Genomic DNA, 16,150 nt, shown 5'->3' with positions numbered 1-16,150 from the left:
TCAAAACCTCTTTACAGCAGCTGCAAGCTACACGCTGCAAGCCGCAAGACGATCACTTAAGCCGGGCAAACCTCGTACTGCCTTTACGTGCAGCTTGAGGCTTGCCACTTGCAGCTGTTTTTACTGCGGGTTGGCACGGGTGCTGGACAACAGTTGCTTCAGGTTGGCTGCCTTCGGCTTCACCAGCCAGAAGCGCCGCACGTAGTCGTCCAGGTTCTCCGAGAGCTCACGCCCCCACTCGCTGCCGGTTTCTTCCACATACTCGCCAAGGACGCGCGCCAGGTGGCTGCGGTAGGCCTCCATTGCTTCACCACTGATACGCTGGATTTCCACCAGCTCGTGGTTGAGCTTGTCGACGAAGCTATTGTCCATGTCGAGCACGTAGGCGAAGCCGCCAGTCATGCCAGAACCGAAGTTGTAACCGGTCTTGCCCAGGACGCAGACAAAGCCGCCGGTCATGTACTCACAGCAGTGATCGCCAGTGCCCTCGACAACAGCGTGGGCGCCGGAGTTACGCACAGCGAAGCGCTCGCCCGCAGTGCCCGCGGCAAACAGCTTGCCGCCAGTGGCACCGTACAGGCAGGTGTTGCCGACGATGGCGCTGTGCTGGGTTTCGAACGGGCTGCCGGCTGGCGGCACGATGGTGACCTTGCCACCGGTCATGCCCTTGCCGACGTAGTCGTTGGCATCGCCTTGCAGGTGCAGGTTCAGGCCACCGGCGTTCCATACGCCGAAGCTCTGGCCGGCAGTACCCTTGAAGCGGAAGGTGATCGGGTTGGCGGCCATGCCCTGGTTGCCGTACAGCTTGGCGATTTCGCCAGAGATACGGGCACCGATGGAACGGTCGCAGTTGCAGATGTCGAGGTTGAACTCGCCACCGGCCTGATCGCGGATCGCCGGCAGGGCCATGTCCACCATCTTCTCGGCCAGCTCGCCTTTGTCGAACGGCGGGTTCTTGTCGACTTCGCAGAACTGCGGCTTGTCTGCCGGGATGTGCGAGCTGCCCAGCAGCGGCGAGAGGTCCAGGTACTGCTGGCGCTCGGTATCGCCTGGCAGCATTTCGAACAGGTCGGTACGGCCGATCAGCTCGCCCAGGCTGCGCACGCCCAGCTTGGCCAGCCACTCACGGGTTTCTTCAGCGACGAAGGTGAAGAAGTTGATCACCATGTCGACGGTGCCGATGTAGTGGTCCTTGCGCAGCTTGTCGTTCTGGGTGGCCACGCCGGTGGCGCAGTTGTTCAGGTGGCAGATGCGCAGGTACTTGCAGCCCAGGGCGATCATTGGCGCGGTGCCGAAGCCGAAGCTTTCGGCGCCGAGGATGGCCGCCTTGATCACGTCCAGGCCGGTTTTCAGGCCGCCGTCGGTCTGTACCCGAACCTTGCCGCGCAGGTCGTTGCCGCGCAGGGTCTGGTGGGTTTCGGCCAGGCCCAGTTCCCACGGGGCGCCGGCGTACTTGATCGAGGTCAGCGGCGAAGCACCGGTACCACCGTCATAACCGGAGATGGTGATCAGGTCGGCATAGGCCTTGGCCACGCCAGCGGCGATGGTGCCCACGCCGGCTTCTGCCACCAGCTTGACCGATACCAGGGCCTGCGGGTTGACCTGCTTGAGGTCGTAGATCAGCTGGGCCAGGTCTTCGATCGAATAGATGTCGTGGTGCGGCGGCGGCGAGATCAGGGTCACGCCCGGTACCGCATAACGCAGCTTGGCGATCAGGCCGTTGACCTTGCCGCCCGGCAGCTGGCCGCCTTCACCCGGCTTGGCGCCCTGGGCAACCTTGATCTGCAGCACTTCGGCGTTGACCAGGTATTCCGGGGTCACACCAAAGCGGCCGGTGGCCACCTGCTTGATCTTGGAGCTCTTGATGGTGCCGTAGCGGGACGGGTCTTCACCGCCTTCACCCGAGTTGGAACGCGCGCCCAGGCGGTTCATGGCCTCGGCCAGCGCTTCGTGAGCCTCTGGCGACAGTGCACCCAGCGAGATACCGGCGGAGTCGAAACGCTTGAGGATGGCCTCCAGCGGCTCGATCTGCTCCAGCGCCAGTGGCTGGTCGGCCACTTTCACCTTGAGCAGGTCGCGGATCATCGACACCGGGCGCTGGTCGACCAGCGTGGTGTATTCCTTGAACTTGGCGTAGTCGCCCTGCTGCACGGCGGCTTGCAGGGTGTTGACCACGTCCGGGTTGTAGGCGTGGTACTCGCCACCGTGGACGAACTTCAGCAGGCCACCTTGCTGGATCGGCTTGCGCGCGCTCCAGGCTTCGGCCGCCAGCAGCTTCTGGTCGCTTTCCAGGTCTACGAAACGCGCGCCCTTGATTCGGCTGGACACGCCCTTGAAGCTCAGGCCGACCACTTCTTCGGCCAGGCCGATGGCTTCGAACAGCTGAGCACCACGGTACGAGGCGATGGTGGAGATACCCATCTTCGACAGGATCTTCAGCAGGCCCTTGGAGATGCCCTTGCGGTAGTACTTGAACACTTCGTCCAGGTCGCCCAGCACTTCGCCGGTACGAATCAGGTCAGCCAGCACTTCATACGCCAGGTACGGGTAGACAGCCGAGGCACCAAAGCCCAGCAGCACGGCGAAGTGATGCGGGTCACGGGCAGTAGCGGTTTCTACCAGGATGTTGCTGTCGCAACGCAGGCCCTGTTCGGTCAGGCGGTGGTGTACCGCGCCAACGGCCAGCGAAGCGTGCACCGGCAGCTTGCCCGGGGCGATGTAGCGGTCGCTCAGCACCAGCTGGGTCTTGCCAGCGCGCACGGCTTCTTCAGCCTGGTCGGCGATGTTGCGAATGGCCGCTTCCAGGCCGACGCTCTGCTCATAGTTGAGGTCGATCAGCTGACGGTCGAAACCTTCGCGCTCCAGGTTCATCAGCGAACGCCACTTGGCGGGCGAAATGACCGGCGAGCTGAGGATCACCCGCGAAGCGTGCTCCGGGGATTCCTGGAAGATATTGCGCTCGGCTCCCAGGCAGATCTCCAGCGACATCACGATGGCTTCGCGCAGCGGGTCGATCGGTGGGTTGGTCACCTGGGCGAACTGCTGGCGGAAGAAGTCGAAAGGCGAACGCACACGCTGCGACAGCACGGCCATCGGCGTGTCGTCACCCATCGAACCAACGGCTTCCTGGCCCTGTTCACCCAGCGGGCGCAGCACCTGGTCACGCTCTTCGAAGGTGACCTGGAACATCTTCATGTATTGCTTGAGCTGGTCAGCGTCGTAGCTGGCCGCGCCCTGGTCGTCGGTCAAGGTCGCCTGGATACGGGTGGCGTGCTGACGCAGCCAACGCTTGTACGGGTGGCGCGACTTCAGGCGGTTGTCGATGGCGTCGGTGTCGAGGATCTGGCCGGTTTCAGTGTCCACGGCAAGGATCTGGCCTGGGCCGACACGGCCCTTGGCCAGCACTTCCTCAGGCTGGTAACCCCATACGCCGATTTCCGAGGCGATGGTGATGTAGCCATTGGTGGTGGTCACCCAGCGCGCCGGGCGCAGGCCGTTGCGGTCGAGCAGGCACACCGCGTGGCGGCCTTCGGTCATGACGATACCGGCCGGGCCATCCCACGGCTCCATGTGCATGGAGTTGTATTCGTAGAAGGCGCGCAGGTCGGCGTCCATGGTCTCGACGTTCTGCCAGGCTGGCGGTACCAGCATGCGCACGCCGCGGAACAGGTCGATGCCACCGGTCACCATCAGCTCCAGCATGTTGTCCATGCTCGACGAGTCGGAACCGACGCGGTTGACCAGCGGGCCGAGCTCTTCGAGGTCGGGGATCTGGTCATTGGCGAACTTGGTGCGACGGGCCATGGCCCAGTTGCGGTTGCCGGTGATGGTGTTGATCTCGCCGTTGTGGGCGAGGAAGCGGAACGGCTGCGCCAGCGGCCATTTCGGCAGGGTGTTGGTGGAGAAGCGCTGGTGGAACACGCAGATCGCGGTTTGCAGGCGCTCGTCATCCAGGTCTGGATAAAACGCCGCGAGATCGCGCGGCATCATCAGGCCTTTGTAGATGATGGTCTTGTGCGAGAAGCTGCAGATGTAGTGGTCGCTGTCGTGGGCGTTAGCCACCGACGAACGGCGACGGGCACTGAACAGCTTGATGGCGAACTCCTGGTCACTCAGGCCTTCACCGCCGATGAACACCTGCTCGATCTGCGGCAGGCGCTCCAGGGCCAGGCGGCCGAGTACGCTGGTGTCGATCGGGACCTTGCGCCAGCCGACCAGTTTCAGGCCAGCGGCGAGGATTTCGCGGTCCATGTTGGCGCGGGCAGCTTCGGCTTTGACCGGGTCCTGGTTGAAGAACACCATGCCGACGGCGTACTGCTTGGGCAGTTCGACGGCGAAGTGTTCCTGGGCCACGGCTCGCAGGAATTGATCGGGCTTCTGCATGAGCAGACCGCAACCGTCGCCGGTCTTGCCGTCGGCGTTGATACCGCCGCGGTGGGTCATGCAAGTCAGCGCCTGCATGGCGGTTTGCAGAAGGTGGTGGCTCGGTTCGCCCGTCATATGGGCGATCAGGCCAAAACCACAGTTGTCCTTGAATTCTTCGGGATGGTACAGACCTGTTTTCATAGACACATTCTCACCAGGTTCACCTCTCAACGGAGGCAAATCTCTTTTTTAACAACCACTTACCATCCACGCCGATCAAACGCCAGCTTTTTTGCGGTGGCCATGGAAAACCATTGTTGCACAGCGACAGCGATGCCCACAAATTTTCATGTCTCACCATTGAAAATTTATGTCGCAATTTTGAATGTTTTTGCGCCATGCGCCGTGATAGCGGCTTGGCTCGAGTCTGAAGCGTTTCAGCCATGACTGCAACTAGGGGCTTGTGGCCGGCAGTCTGGGACAGAAAAGCCTGCCGCGTTGAAACGCAGCAGGCTATTCGAAAGTCAGTAATCGCTCAGCAACTGGGCGGCGGGGTGATGCCGCCCGGAAGGTATCAGCGGGCCGTGGCCAGCTCTTGTTGGACGCTGCCGACGGTACGTGGCCAAGGTTTACCAGCCTGGACCTTCTCTGGCAAGTTCTTGATTGCCGCAACCGCTGCATCGCGGTTGGCGAAGCTGCCGTAGGTGACTACGTACAGCGGCTTGCCCTGCAGGTTCTTCTTGAAGTAGCGATAGTCGCCACCCTGGGCTTTTACGAACGCCTGGGCCGAGGCCTCGGAGCTGGTACCCAGGATTTGCACAACGTAATTGCCCGGTTTCTGCCCGGAGTACCAGCCGCTGTTGCCACTGCCAGTGGCGGCGGGTTTCTCGGCAGGTTTGGCGGCAGGCTTGGCCACGGCGACCTGGGTTGGCGCAGGTGCAGGCTTGGCAGGTGCAACCGGCTTCGCAGGCTGGGTTGCAACAGGCTTCGGCGCAGGCGCAACCGGCTGCACCGGCGCAGTGGCCACAGGCTGTGCAGGCGCAGGCGCCGGGCCAGCCGGCACACCTTGCGGCGGCGCAATGGTGGTTACGGTTGGCGGCGGGTTGCCAGGCTGCAGGGCAGTGTCACCCGCCGGGCTGCCTTCTTCACCCTCACCCATGCCCGCGGCCTGGGCCAGCGGTTCGCGCATTACTGGCTGGGACTGGCCAACCAGCGGCAGCGGCATCGGCTGGGAAGAGCCGGAGAACTCGATATTGGCACCCTGCTTGCCGTCGCCAAGCGGCAACTGGGCCTGGGCGGCCGGCGCCTCAGCCGGTGGCTTGTCGCCTTTCTTGGGCATCAACACCGCGGCCGCAACAGCGACCACGACCACAGCGGACAGCGCGAGCACATGTTTTTTAGGCATCTTGAACCCCATGGATGGTCGCTTGACCGTCGAACGGCTGGCGATCATGGCTTCGATCAAAGTGTCACGGGCGACCTGGTTGATGTTGCCAGGCCAGCCGTCGGAGTGTTCATGGATATCGACGATCTGTTCACGGCTGAACACCTCGATGCCCCGGCCAGCCCCTTCCAGGCGCTGCTCCAGGTACTCGCGGGTTTCTTCTTCACTGTAGGGGGCAAGTTCGATGATGTGGAAGCGTTCTTCCTCGACATTGAGCTCATCCAGCCCGGCAATCAGTGAAGGCTCACCGAACAGGAACACGTGCGGGCGCCCTTCCGGTACCCCCGCCGCCAACTCCAGCAACGCTTGGAGTGCCGACTCGTCGAGTTGTTCCGCATCGTCCACCAGCAAATACACTTCCTGCCCGGTCAGTGCCAGCTGCACCACCTTGGACAGGATCGCCTGCACTTCGGGCTGGGCCACACCCAGGTCCTGAGCGACCTGCGCAAGCATGCTGGAAGCATCGCTGGCACTGCGGGCAGACACCACCACACTCTGCACAGCCTGCTTGTTGGTGCTGGCCACCAGGGCCTGGCGCAGCAGCGACTTGCCGCTGCCCAGCGGGCCGCTGACCACCAGCATCAGCTGACTGTAGCGGGCCAGGTGGTGCAGTTGGCCAAGCACAGGCTTGCGCTGGGCCGGGAAGAACTTGAAGCCGGGCACACGGGGCGCGAACGGATCGTGGCTCAACTGGTAATGGTCGAGAAAGGCCTCATCGGCATGCAAACTGGTCATTGCGCTGTCACAACCTCAAAGCTGGGCCACGATCGCGCGGTAATCCGCCGACAGCGTGGCCTGAAGAATCTCTTTCGGATAGTCGTCGGTCACAACGGCCTCGCCCATCTGGCGCAACAGCACCAGACGCAGGCGACCGTCGATCACTTTCTTGTCGACCGCCATGTGCTCCATGAAATGCGCCGGGGTCATTTCCTGTGGTGGCACCACCGGCAAACCTGCGTCCTGCAACAGGCGGATTCCGCGATCACGCTCGGCCTGGTCGATCCAGCCAAGGCGCATGGACATTTCCAGGGCCATCACCGTGCCCGCTGCCACGGCTTCGCCGTGCAGCCACACGCCGTAGCCCATGTGGGTCTCGATGGCGTGCCCGAAGGTATGCCCCAGGTTCAGGGTGGCCCGTACGCCAGACTCGCGCTCGTCGGCACCGACCACTGCGGCCTTGGCCGCGCAGGAGCGGCGGATGGCTTCGGTCAGGGCTGCCGAGTCGAGAGCGCGCAGGGCTTGCATATTGTCTTCGAGCCAGCCGAGAAACGGCTTGTCGCAAATCAGGCCGTACTTGATCACTTCGGCCAGGCCAGCAGACAGTTCGCGCGCCGGCAGGGTCTTCAGGCTGGTGGTATCGATCAGCACTGCATTGGGCTGATAGAAGGCACCGACCATGTTCTTGCCCAGCGGGTGGTTGATACCGGTCTTGCCGCCCACCGACGAGTCGACCTGGGACAGCAGGGTGGTCGGCACCTGGATGAAATCGACACCGCGCTGGTAGCAGGCGGCGGCGAAGCCGGCCATGTCACCGATCACGCCGCCGCCCAGGGCAACCACAGTAGTGCGACGATCATGGCGGGCTGTCAGCAGGCCGTCGAAGATCAGCTGCAGGGTTTCCCAGTTCTTGTGGGCTTCGCCATCGGGCAAAACCACCGGCAGCACCGAGTAGGCACCCAGGGTCTTGCTCAGGCGTTCGAGATACAGGGGCGCGACGGTCTCGTTGGAAACGATGGCGACCTGCCGGCCGGCAATGTGCGGCACCAGCAACTCGGGCTGGTCCAGCAGGCCTTCGCCAATGTAGATCGGGTAGCTGCGCTCGCCCAGGTCGACCTTAAGTGTCTGCATGTATCCCCACAATGTACTTGGGCGCGGCGCCATTCGGGCAACCCACGCGCTATCGTTGAACCTCGCCTCGGCGCTGGTGGCCGAGAATAGTCCCGGGTTAACGGGGCGGCAACTGCTGCAAGCGTTCGAGAATATCGATCACCACCATGCGTGGCGGCCGCTCGTCGGTTTCCACCACCACGTCGGCGATCTCGCGGTAGAGCGGGTCGCGGGCTTCCAGCAGGGCGCGCAAGGTCGCCTCGGGGTTGGCGGTGCGCAGCAGCGGGCGATTGCGATCACGCGCGGTACGGCCAACCTGCTGTTCCACCGAGGCATGCAGGTAGATCACCCGGCCGCCCCGGCGCAATGCCTGGCGGTTGGCTTCGCGCATCACCGCGCCACCGCCGGTGGCCAGGACCACGCCGTCAAGTGCGCACAGTTCGGCGATCATCGCCTGCTCGCGCTCACGGAAACCCGGCTCGCCTTCCTTGTCGAAAATCCACGGGATGTTGGCGCCGCATCGCAGTTCGATTTCCTTGTCGGAATCCTTGAACAGCAGGCGCAGCTCTTTGGCCAATAGGCGTCCGATGGTGCTTTTACCAGCGCCCATGGGCCCCACAAGTATCAAATTTCGCACAGAATCAACGACTCACAGCAATCGCCTGGTCACTCATGATACGCGGAGTCAGGAAGACCAGCAGCTCGGATTTTTTCTCTTGTAATGCATCGCGTCGAAACAGCCGCCCAACATACGGCAGATCGCCTAAAAATGGCACCTTGTCGACCACATTGTTTTGCGAAGTCGAGTACACGCCACCGATCACGATCGTTTCGCCGTCCGCCACGCGAACCTTGGCGTTCACCTCGTTCTTGCGGATCGGCGGTACGTTGTTCAAGGCATTGACGTAATCCGGCTCATCCTTGGTCACCCTGACCGCCATGATCACCTTGTTGTCCGGGGTAATTTGCGGGGTTACCTCCAGCGACAGCGAGGCTTCGCGAAAGGCGACCGAGGTGGCGCCGCTCTTGCTGGTTTCCTGGTAAGGCACCTCGGTGCCTTTGAGGATCCTGGCCGTTTCCTTGTCGGCCGTGACCACCTTGGGCTGCGAGATGATTTCGCCGTTGCCGCTTTTTTCCATGGCACTGAGCTCCAGGTCGAGCAGCACGTCGCCACGCAGCAGGCCCAGGCCGACGTTGCTACCCGCCCGCTCCACGCCCAGGTCGATGAACAGTTCCTTGCCTGGGCGCAGGTTTTCACCGTACAGCGGCCCGCCCCAACGCACCCCCAGGCTTTTTTCGTAATTGACGTTGGCCTCGACGATACGCGCCTCGATCGCCACCTGGCGCACCGGCATATCCAGCTGTGCAACCAGTTGCCGCAATTCGGCCAGGCGCTCGGCGGACTGGTGCGCCACCAGGGTGTTGGTGCGCTCATCGACACCCAGGCTGCCACGAACGGCGAGTGTGCTGTCATCCGCCAGGCTGGTCATCAACAGCTCAACCAGATCGGCAGCGCTGGCATGGTGGATCGGTATCAATTCACGGCGTAACGGCTGCATTTGTGCATCCGGCAACAGGCCCGGATGGGCATCGAACGACTGCGGGGCAAACGCTGCCGCAGGCGCCACCAGTAGCACATTGCCCTCTTGCTGCCGGGCAAGGCCCTTGCTGCGCAGCACCAGGTCAAGCGCCTGGTCCCAGGGCACGTCCTGCAACCTCAAGGTCACGTTGCCCTGCACGTCATCGCTGGCAACCAGGTTGACGCCCGCATAATCGGCCAGCACCTGCAGCACCGAACGCACCTCCACATCCTGGAAATTCAACGACAGGGGTTCACCCTGGTAAGGCGTCGCCCACACCAGCGGGATCGGCAGCAGGGCTGCCAACATCCATTTCATGACTCTCTTCATTCTGGTTCGAGGCCTCCTTGCCCACGCGCTTTGCAAGGGTGATGAACGCCGTGCGCTCGTGCCACACCCCTGCCATGAATAGCCGTTCGTGCACTTCGACCTGGCCTTGATCAATTCGCGCCACCACACCCTGGTTACGCCCCAAGCGCTCACCTGCCCGCACGCGGTAGAGCCTGCCAGCCGCCATCAGCAGAGCCTCATGCGCCGCACCTCGCGACAGGCTGCCGACCATTTCCAGTTGCGCCAGCGGCAGGCTGGCCAGCCCGGAGCCAGCCGTTCGCGTCGCCCCTGGCGCGAAGGGGTCGACCACAGGCACTGGCGTCGCGGCCATGGACGGCATATGCGCAAGCACGTCAGGTGCCGGTACAGGCTCGGTGGCCTGGAAGGCATCGACCCGCAGTCGCAGACGCAACAGGCCGGGCTGACCCTCGACTGCGGCCAGGTTCATGTCACCGCTGCGCAGCAGGCGTGCCTGGCCCAGCCAGTCACCCAGCCACTGACGCAAGTCCACGTAACGCCCCACCACCCGTACTTCCAGCGGCACTTTCCGATAGCCTGCCTGTTGCTCGGCTTCTTGTACGTCGAACCGCTCGACCAGCAAGCCATGTGCATGCCCAGAAGCCGCCAGGCGGTCCAGCAGGTCACTCATGCCCTCCCCAGCGGCCAGGAACCAGTGAGCCTCCAGCAACCGCCGCTCGGCAAAAACCACAGACGCCTGTACTCGCTCCAGCTCGACCAGCTGCGCCGCACTGGCTGCCTGCTGCACGTTCAATGTGGCGTGCCTGGCCGCCTCCTGCGCCTGCTGCTGTAACCCTGCCGGCAGGCGAAACGCACAACCCAGGCCGAACACCAGCACAGCGACCAGCACTGGCGCGATACGCCTGATGCTTCTGGAACGCTCGGCTACCGCCAGCCAGGCGCGGATCGGCGCTGCATTCACGACCAGAACGCCGAAACGCGCGCAACCAGCAGAAATTCATCGCCACCCGGCACGCTCCTGACGCGCTTGAGCGCCAGATCGAGCAGAACTCCCGACCGATCCAGATCGCGCATGAACTGCGCAACCACGGCGCCGGACGTAGCCAGCCCGGTCATCTGCAGATGGCCGCTTTCCAGGCTGAGGTCGAGTAGCTGGACCCCACCCGGTAGCGCCCTTTCGAGGTCAGCAAATACATCGCCCAGAACACCCTGCTGGGCACGCAAGCCCTCCAGCGCTGCCGAGCGGGCGAAGAGTGCGTCATGCTGTGCAAGCACATCAGCCAGCGGCTGCAGTTGCTCGGCCAACACCTCAAGGGCGGCATGGTGCTGAGCATTGGCCACCGCCTGTTGCTGCCCGCGCTGACGGGCCAACTGGTCGACCAGCGTCACGGCGCACAGCGCCAGCAGTGCGCCGGCAATCAGCTGGGTGCGAAAGCGCCGAAGCGCCGCCTCACGCTGCCGTTCACGCCAGGGCATCAGGTTGAGCCGCATCATGGGCGCAACCCTCCAAGTGCCAGGGCGCACGCGAGGAGCAGCGTGCCGTCAACGTGTTCCAGCCCCTTAAGGCCAGGTAAATGCCTACACGGCGTAGTCAGCTGGTGACCAAGGCTTTGCAACCAGCCTGGGTCCATCGATGAGCTGCTGGTAATCCACAGGCCACCAGGCAAATGCTCATCGGCAAGCAGCGCATGCAGTTGCTCCGACAACTGCCCCATGTTGTTCAGCCCCTGCACTTGAAGTTCACGACGCTGGTAGGGCCGGCCCGGCTGCCAGTCATAAAGCACTGCGCTGTGCGCTTCGACCCGCAGCAGTGCCGATCCTTCGAGGCAGCCCTCGGGCAACATGCGGCACAAGGCAATGTTGTCGACCTCGATAGCCTCCAGTTGCAACCCGGCCTCTTTGACGATGGCATCAAGACACGCCAACGCACTTTGCCGACACGCGGCCACCATCACCTCGGCGCACCCCGGTTGCGTGGGGGATGCCCCCAATACTTGAAAGTCCAGGGCCAGGTCCTCCAACGGAAACGGAAACAGCCGCTCGGCATCGGCCAGCAACTGCGTCTCCAGTTCTGCCCCGGCCTGCTCCACCGGTAAATGACACCGCTTGCAGATCACCTGGCTGGCCGGTAACGCCAACGCTACCCGACGCTGCCTGAGGCCGCTGCGCAGGTAGGCACGGCGCAGGGCTGCCACCACGGTAGCGGGCTCCGCGACCCAATCCTTGCCTGCCGGTAATTCGAACGGCTCTTGTGCCGATGCAAGCACCCGGCAGCGCCGATTGCGCCGCTGAAGTTGCACAACACGAACAGCGTCAGGGGCGATTTCCACCCCCACGAGTGAACTGGCATCCTTGCCAAAGCGTCCTAACATGCGGCTTCCTTGCTGCCTGCTGCAGCGGTCGGTCGCCACCCCGCGTCAACACTCGGCCCGGCCTGCCCATCGAGGCGACGGGCAGCCTGGCCGGTAACCCGGAGAGGCGAAAAAATGCTTATAATGCCCAGCGCTTTCTGGTCCGCCGGGCCTGCGTGCAACCCACTCTCAACCTGGACACCGAAAAGCCTTGATACGTCTGCTGAAGTTCTTCTGGTGGTCTTCCGTCGCAGTCATTTGCGCGCTCGTACTCGGTGTGAGCGGTGCGTTTCTGTATCTTAGCCCCAGCCTGCCCTCGGTCGAGTCCCTCAGAAGCATCCAGTTGCAGATCCCCCTCAGGGTGTACAGCAGCGACGGCAAACTGATTGCCGAATTCGGCGAAATGCGCCGCTCGCCGATCCGTTTCGCGGAAATTCCGCCACAGTTCATTCAGGCGCTTCTGTCAGCCGAGGACGACAATTTCCTCAATCACTACGGTGTCGACCCCAGCAGCCTGATGCGTGCAGCGACCCAGCTGGTGAAAACCGGGCACATCCAGACCGGCGGCAGCACCATCACCATGCAGGTGGCGAAGAACTTCTTCCTCACCAGCGAACGCAGCTTCTCGCGCAAGACCAACGAGATCCTGCTGGCCCTGCAGATCGAGCGTGAGCTGACCAAGGACGAAATCCTTGAGCTGTACGTGAACAAGATCTACCTGGGCAACCGCGCCTACGGCATCGATGCCGCCGCGCAGGTGTACTACGGCAAATCGATCCGCGACGTGAGCCTGGCGCAGATGGCGATGATCGCCGGCTTGCCCAAGGCACCGTCACGCTTCAACCCGCTGGCCAACCCGGTGCGCGCCAAGGAGCGCCGCGACTGGATCCTCGGCCGCATGTACAAGCTGGGCAAGATCGACCAGGCCAGCTACCAGACCGCCCTGGCCGAGCCGCTCAATGCCAGCTACCACGTGCCGACGCCTGAGGTGAATGCGCCTTACATCGCCGAAATGGCCCGCGCCGAAATGGTCGGCCGCTACGGCAGCGACGCCTACACCGAAGGCTTCCGCGTCACCACCACGGTGCCCAGCGACATGCAGGACATGGCCAACAACGCCATTCTCAAAGGCCTGTCTGATTACGACGAACGCCACGGCTATCGTGGCCCCGAAGCACGCTTCCCGGGCCGCACCCAGGCAGCCTGGCTGCAGGAGCTGGGCAAGCAGCGCATCCTTGGCGGCCTGGAGCCAGCCATCGTCACCCATGTCGACAAAACCGGCCTCCAGGTACTGACCCGGGACGGCCAGCAAGCCGAAGTTGCCTGGGACACAATGAAATGGGCGCGCCCGTTCATCAACAGTAACGCACAGGGCCGCTCACCGCAGTCGCCGGCCGACGTGGCACAGGTCGGTGACCTGGTGCGCCTGCAGCGCCTGGAAGATGGCAAGCTCAAGTTCAGCCAGGTGCCTGGTGCGCAAAGCGCCCTGGTCACCCTCGACCCTTACAACGGTGCCATCCGCGCGCTGGTTGGCGGCTTCTCGTTCGAGCAGAGCAACTATAACCGTGCCATGCAGGCCAAGCGCCAGCCGGGCTCGAGCTTCAAGCCGTTCATCTACAGTGCTGCGCTGGACAGCGGCTACACGGCATCCACCCTGGTCAACGATGCGCCGATCGTGTTCGTCGACGAATCCGTGGACAAAGTATGGCGGCCGAAGAACGACACCAATACCTTCCTCGGCCCGATCCGTATGCGCGAAGCGCTGTACAAGTCGCGCAACCTGGTGTCGATCCGCTTGCTGCAGGCCATGGGTGTAGACCGCACCATCGACTACATCGCCAAGTTCGGCTTCAACAAGCAGGACCTGCCGCGCAACCTGTCGCTGGCCCTGGGCACCGCCACCCTGACCCCGATGGAAATCGCCACAGGCTGGAGCACCTTTGCCAACGGCGGCTACAAGATCACCCCGTACCTGATCGACCGTATCGAAAGCCGCAACGGCGAAACCCTGTTTACCGCCAACCCGCCCCGCGTACCGCAGGGTGCCGAGGACCAGGCTGGCCTGGCGGCACCCGAACAGCCAATCAGCACTGCTGCCATGCCAGGTGAGGCGCCATCCGCCTTCAACCAGGTAGCCGCTGCACCGCAAACGCCGGCTGTGGCTGAACAGATCGTCGACGGGCGCACCACCTACATCCTCACCAGCATGCTGCAGGACGTGATCAAGCGCGGTACCGGCCGCCGGGCGCTGGCCCTGGGCCGCACCGACCTGGCGGGCAAGACCGGTACTACCAACGAGTCCAAGGACGCCTGGTTCTCCGGCTACAACGCCGATTACGTGACCACCGTATGGGTCGGTTTCGACCAGCCGGAAACCCTTGGCCGCCGCGAGTACGGCGGCACGGCGGCGCTGCCGATCTGGATGAGCTTCATGGGCGCGGCGCTCAAGGACAAGCCGGCGCATGCGCCAGCAGAACCGGAAGGCATCCTCAGCCTGCGCGTCGACCCGATCAGCGGCCGCGCTGCCTCCCCGAGCACGCCGAATGCCTTCTTCGAGCTGTTCAAGGCCGAAGATTCGCCACCCTCGGTGGATGAACTGGGCAATGGCGCAGCACCGGGCAGCCCGCTGCCGGCCGATGAAGCAGCGCCGATGGATCTGTTCTGATACCCACCCGACCAACGCGGTCCCTGTAGGAGCGGCCTTGCGTCGCGAAAGGGCCGCACAGCGGCCCCAGCAATTTTTGCTTGATGCATAAATATGGGGGCGCTTCGCACCCCTTTCGCGACGCAAGGCCGCTCCTACAGGGACCGCGTTAATCGGGACAACGGCCAACAAAAAGCCCCGGCTCATGCGAGCCGGGGCTTTTTTGTGTCGCTACAGCGGCAATCAGCCGTTGAACACTTCATCCACGCTGGTCAGCGGGTAGTGCTTCGGATACGGCAGGGTAGCCACGCCGGATTCGATAGCGGCCTTGGCCACTGCGTCGGAAACGACGGTGATCAGGCGTGCGTCCAGCGGCTTCGGAATGATGTACTCACGACCGAACTCCAGGCCTTCGACACCGTAGGCTTCGCACACTTCTTTCGGCACTGGCAGCTTGGCCAGGTCCTTCAGGGCGATGGCGGCGGCGATCTTCATTTCTTCGTTGATACGCTTGGCACGAACGTCCAGGGCACCACGGAAGATGAACGGGAAGCCCAGTACGTTGTTGACCTGGTTCGGGTAGTCGGAACGACCGGTGGCCATGATCACATCGTTGCGAGTGGCGTGGGCCAGCTCTGGCGAGATTTCCGGATCCGGGTTCGAGCAGGCGAACACGATCGGGTTGGCAGCCATCGACTTCAGGCCTTCTGGGCTCAGCAGGTTCGGGCCGGACAGGCCTACGAACACGTCAGCACCGTCGAGCGCGTCAGCCAGGGTGCGCTTGTCGGTAGCGTGGGCGAATTGAGCCTTGTACTGGTTCAGGTCGTCACGGCCAGCGTGGATGACACCGCTGCGGTCGATCATGTAGATGTTTTCGACCTTGCCACCCATGCTCACCAGCAACTTCATGCAGGAGATGGCGGCAGCGCCGGCACCCAGGCAGACGATCTTGGCGTCTTCGAGTTTTTTGCCAGCGATTTCCAGGGCGTTGATCATGCCGGCCGCGGTTACGATTGCGGTGCCGTGCTGGTCATCGTGGAACACTGGAATGTCGCACTGTTCGATCAGGGTGCGCTCGATTTCGAAGCACTCAGGTGCCTTGATGTCTTCGAGGTTGATGCCACCGAAGGTGATCGAGATACGGCGAACGGTGTCGATGAACGCTTGCGGGCTTTCCGATTCGACTTCGATGTCGAACACGTCAATACCAGCGAAACGCTTGAACAGAACACCCTTGCCCTCCATGACCGGCTTGGAAGCCAGTGGGCCGAGGTCACCCAGACCGAGGATGGCGGTGCCATCGGAAATCACCGCAACCAGGTTGCCTTTGCCGGTGTATTTGTAAGCCAGCTCTGGATCACGGCCGATTTCACGCACGGGCTCAGCAACACCTGGGCTGTAGGCCAGGGCGAGGTCACGGGCGGTGGCAGTGGGCTTGGAGAGTTCGACGCTCAGTTTCCCCGGACGAGGTTGAGCGTGGTATTCGAGAGCGGCGGTTTTCAGGTCTGACATGGTGGGCATTCCGCTATTTACTGTTCTGACGGACCGCCGAGGATACGCAAAGAGCCGGGGAGTCACAAGACTGGTCGGTCACTTGTGTCAAGGCCTTTAGCCTACGACTTTACGCTAT

General features: G+C 63.0%; 11 protein-coding genes. 1 reads left to right on the top strand and 10 read right to left on the bottom strand.

Going from position 1 to position 16,150, the window contains the following annotated elements:
- Positions 1 to 120: 120 nt before the first annotated feature.
- From gltB to pilM, 9 genes are all read right to left on the bottom strand, one after another.
- Positions 121 to 4,566 carry a glutamate synthase large subunit gene (gltB, locus tag ABI582_RS05665; RefSeq protein ID WP_442118590.1) on the bottom strand — a complete coding sequence of 1,482 codons (4,446 nt, stop codon included), beginning with the start codon at positions 4,564 to 4,566 and terminating at the stop codon, positions 121 to 123.
- A gap of 19 nt (positions 4,567 to 4,585) precedes the next feature.
- Complete coding sequence (locus ABI582_RS05660; RefSeq protein WP_338745505.1) at positions 4,586 to 4,810, bottom strand: hypothetical protein; 225 nt, start codon at positions 4,808 to 4,810, stop codon at positions 4,586 to 4,588.
- 129 nt (positions 4,811 to 4,939) lie between these two features.
- A complete protein-coding gene (locus ABI582_RS05655; RefSeq protein WP_241799554.1) occupies positions 4,940 to 6,544 on the bottom strand; it encodes an SPOR domain-containing protein in 1,605 nt (534 codons plus the stop codon).
- Between the two features lie 15 nt (positions 6,545 to 6,559).
- Positions 6,560 to 7,657 (bottom strand): 3-dehydroquinate synthase, encoded by a 1,098-nt coding sequence (gene aroB / locus ABI582_RS05650; protein ID WP_442118589.1) that lies wholly within the window; start codon positions 7,655 to 7,657, stop codon positions 6,560 to 6,562.
- A 97-nt stretch (positions 7,658 to 7,754) separates the two neighbouring features.
- Positions 7,755 to 8,273, bottom strand: a complete 519-nt coding sequence (gene aroK / locus ABI582_RS05645) for a shikimate kinase AroK (RefSeq protein WP_024717571.1) — start codon at positions 8,271 to 8,273, stop codon at positions 7,755 to 7,757.
- A 4-nt stretch (positions 8,274 to 8,277) separates the two neighbouring features.
- Positions 8,278 to 9,546, bottom strand: coding sequence for a type IV pilus secretin PilQ (locus ABI582_RS05640; RefSeq protein WP_442118588.1), 1,269 nt, complete (start codon positions 9,544 to 9,546; stop codon positions 8,278 to 8,280).
- Complete coding sequence (locus ABI582_RS05635) at positions 9,470 to 10,471, bottom strand: pilus assembly protein PilP (protein ID WP_442118623.1); 1,002 nt, start codon at positions 10,469 to 10,471, stop codon at positions 9,470 to 9,472. Before ABI582_RS05635 ends, ABI582_RS05640 begins: the two co-directional genes overlap by 77 nt.
- 11 nt (positions 10,472 to 10,482) lie before the next feature.
- Complete coding sequence (locus ABI582_RS05630; protein WP_442118587.1) at positions 10,483 to 11,019, bottom strand: PilN domain-containing protein; 537 nt, start codon at positions 11,017 to 11,019, stop codon at positions 10,483 to 10,485.
- On the bottom strand, positions 11,016 to 11,897 hold the full coding sequence (gene pilM, locus ABI582_RS05625; protein ID WP_442118586.1) for a type IV pilus biogenesis protein PilM: 882 nt from the start codon (positions 11,895 to 11,897) through the stop codon (positions 11,016 to 11,018). The genes ABI582_RS05630 and pilM overlap by 4 nt, the downstream gene beginning before the upstream one ends.
- Positions 11,898 to 12,087: 190 nt before the next feature.
- Between pilM and ABI582_RS05620 the strand changes: the two genes are divergently transcribed.
- Complete coding sequence (locus tag ABI582_RS05620) at positions 12,088 to 14,541, top strand: penicillin-binding protein 1A (RefSeq protein ID WP_442118585.1); 2,454 nt, start codon at positions 12,088 to 12,090, stop codon at positions 14,539 to 14,541.
- A 222-nt stretch (positions 14,542 to 14,763) separates the two neighbouring features.
- Here ABI582_RS05620 and ABI582_RS05615 read toward each other — a convergent pair whose 3' ends face one another.
- Positions 14,764 to 16,032 (bottom strand): malic enzyme-like NAD(P)-binding protein, encoded by a 1,269-nt coding sequence (locus tag ABI582_RS05615; protein ID WP_016502048.1) that lies wholly within the window; start codon positions 16,030 to 16,032, stop codon positions 14,764 to 14,766.
- Between the last annotated feature and the right edge of the window lie 118 nt (positions 16,033 to 16,150).

Source organism: Pseudomonas sp. SAS7 (assembly GCF_052112345.1).
GTDB lineage: Bacteria > Pseudomonadota > Gammaproteobacteria > Pseudomonadales > Pseudomonadaceae > Aquipseudomonas > Aquipseudomonas putida_Q.
This window is presented reverse-complemented; position numbering and strand designations above follow the sequence as displayed.

Excerpts from the sequence above, each read along its gene's own strand:
- gltB (WP_442118590.1), bottom strand. The coding sequence starts at position 4,566 with ATGAAAACAGGTCTGTACCATCCCGAAGAATTCAAGGACAACTGTGGT.
- ABI582_RS05660 (WP_338745505.1), bottom strand. The coding sequence starts at position 4,810 with ATGGCTGAAACGCTTCAGACTCGAGCCAAGCCGCTATCACGGCGCATG.
- ABI582_RS05655 (WP_241799554.1), bottom strand. The coding sequence starts at position 6,544 with ATGACCAGTTTGCATGCCGATGAGGCCTTTCTCGACCATTACCAGTTG.
- aroB (WP_442118589.1), bottom strand. The coding sequence starts at position 7,657 with ATGCAGACACTTAAGGTCGACCTGGGCGAGCGCAGCTACCCGATCTAC.
- ABI582_RS05640 (WP_442118588.1), bottom strand. The coding sequence starts at position 9,546 with ATGAAGAGAGTCATGAAATGGATGTTGGCAGCCCTGCTGCCGATCCCG.
- ABI582_RS05630 (WP_442118587.1), bottom strand. The coding sequence starts at position 11,019 with ATGATGCGGCTCAACCTGATGCCCTGGCGTGAACGGCAGCGTGAGGCG.
- pilM (WP_442118586.1), bottom strand. The coding sequence starts at position 11,897 with ATGTTAGGACGCTTTGGCAAGGATGCCAGTTCACTCGTGGGGGTGGAA.
- ABI582_RS05615 (WP_016502048.1), bottom strand. The coding sequence starts at position 16,032 with ATGTCAGACCTGAAAACCGCCGCTCTCGAATACCACGCTCAACCTCGT.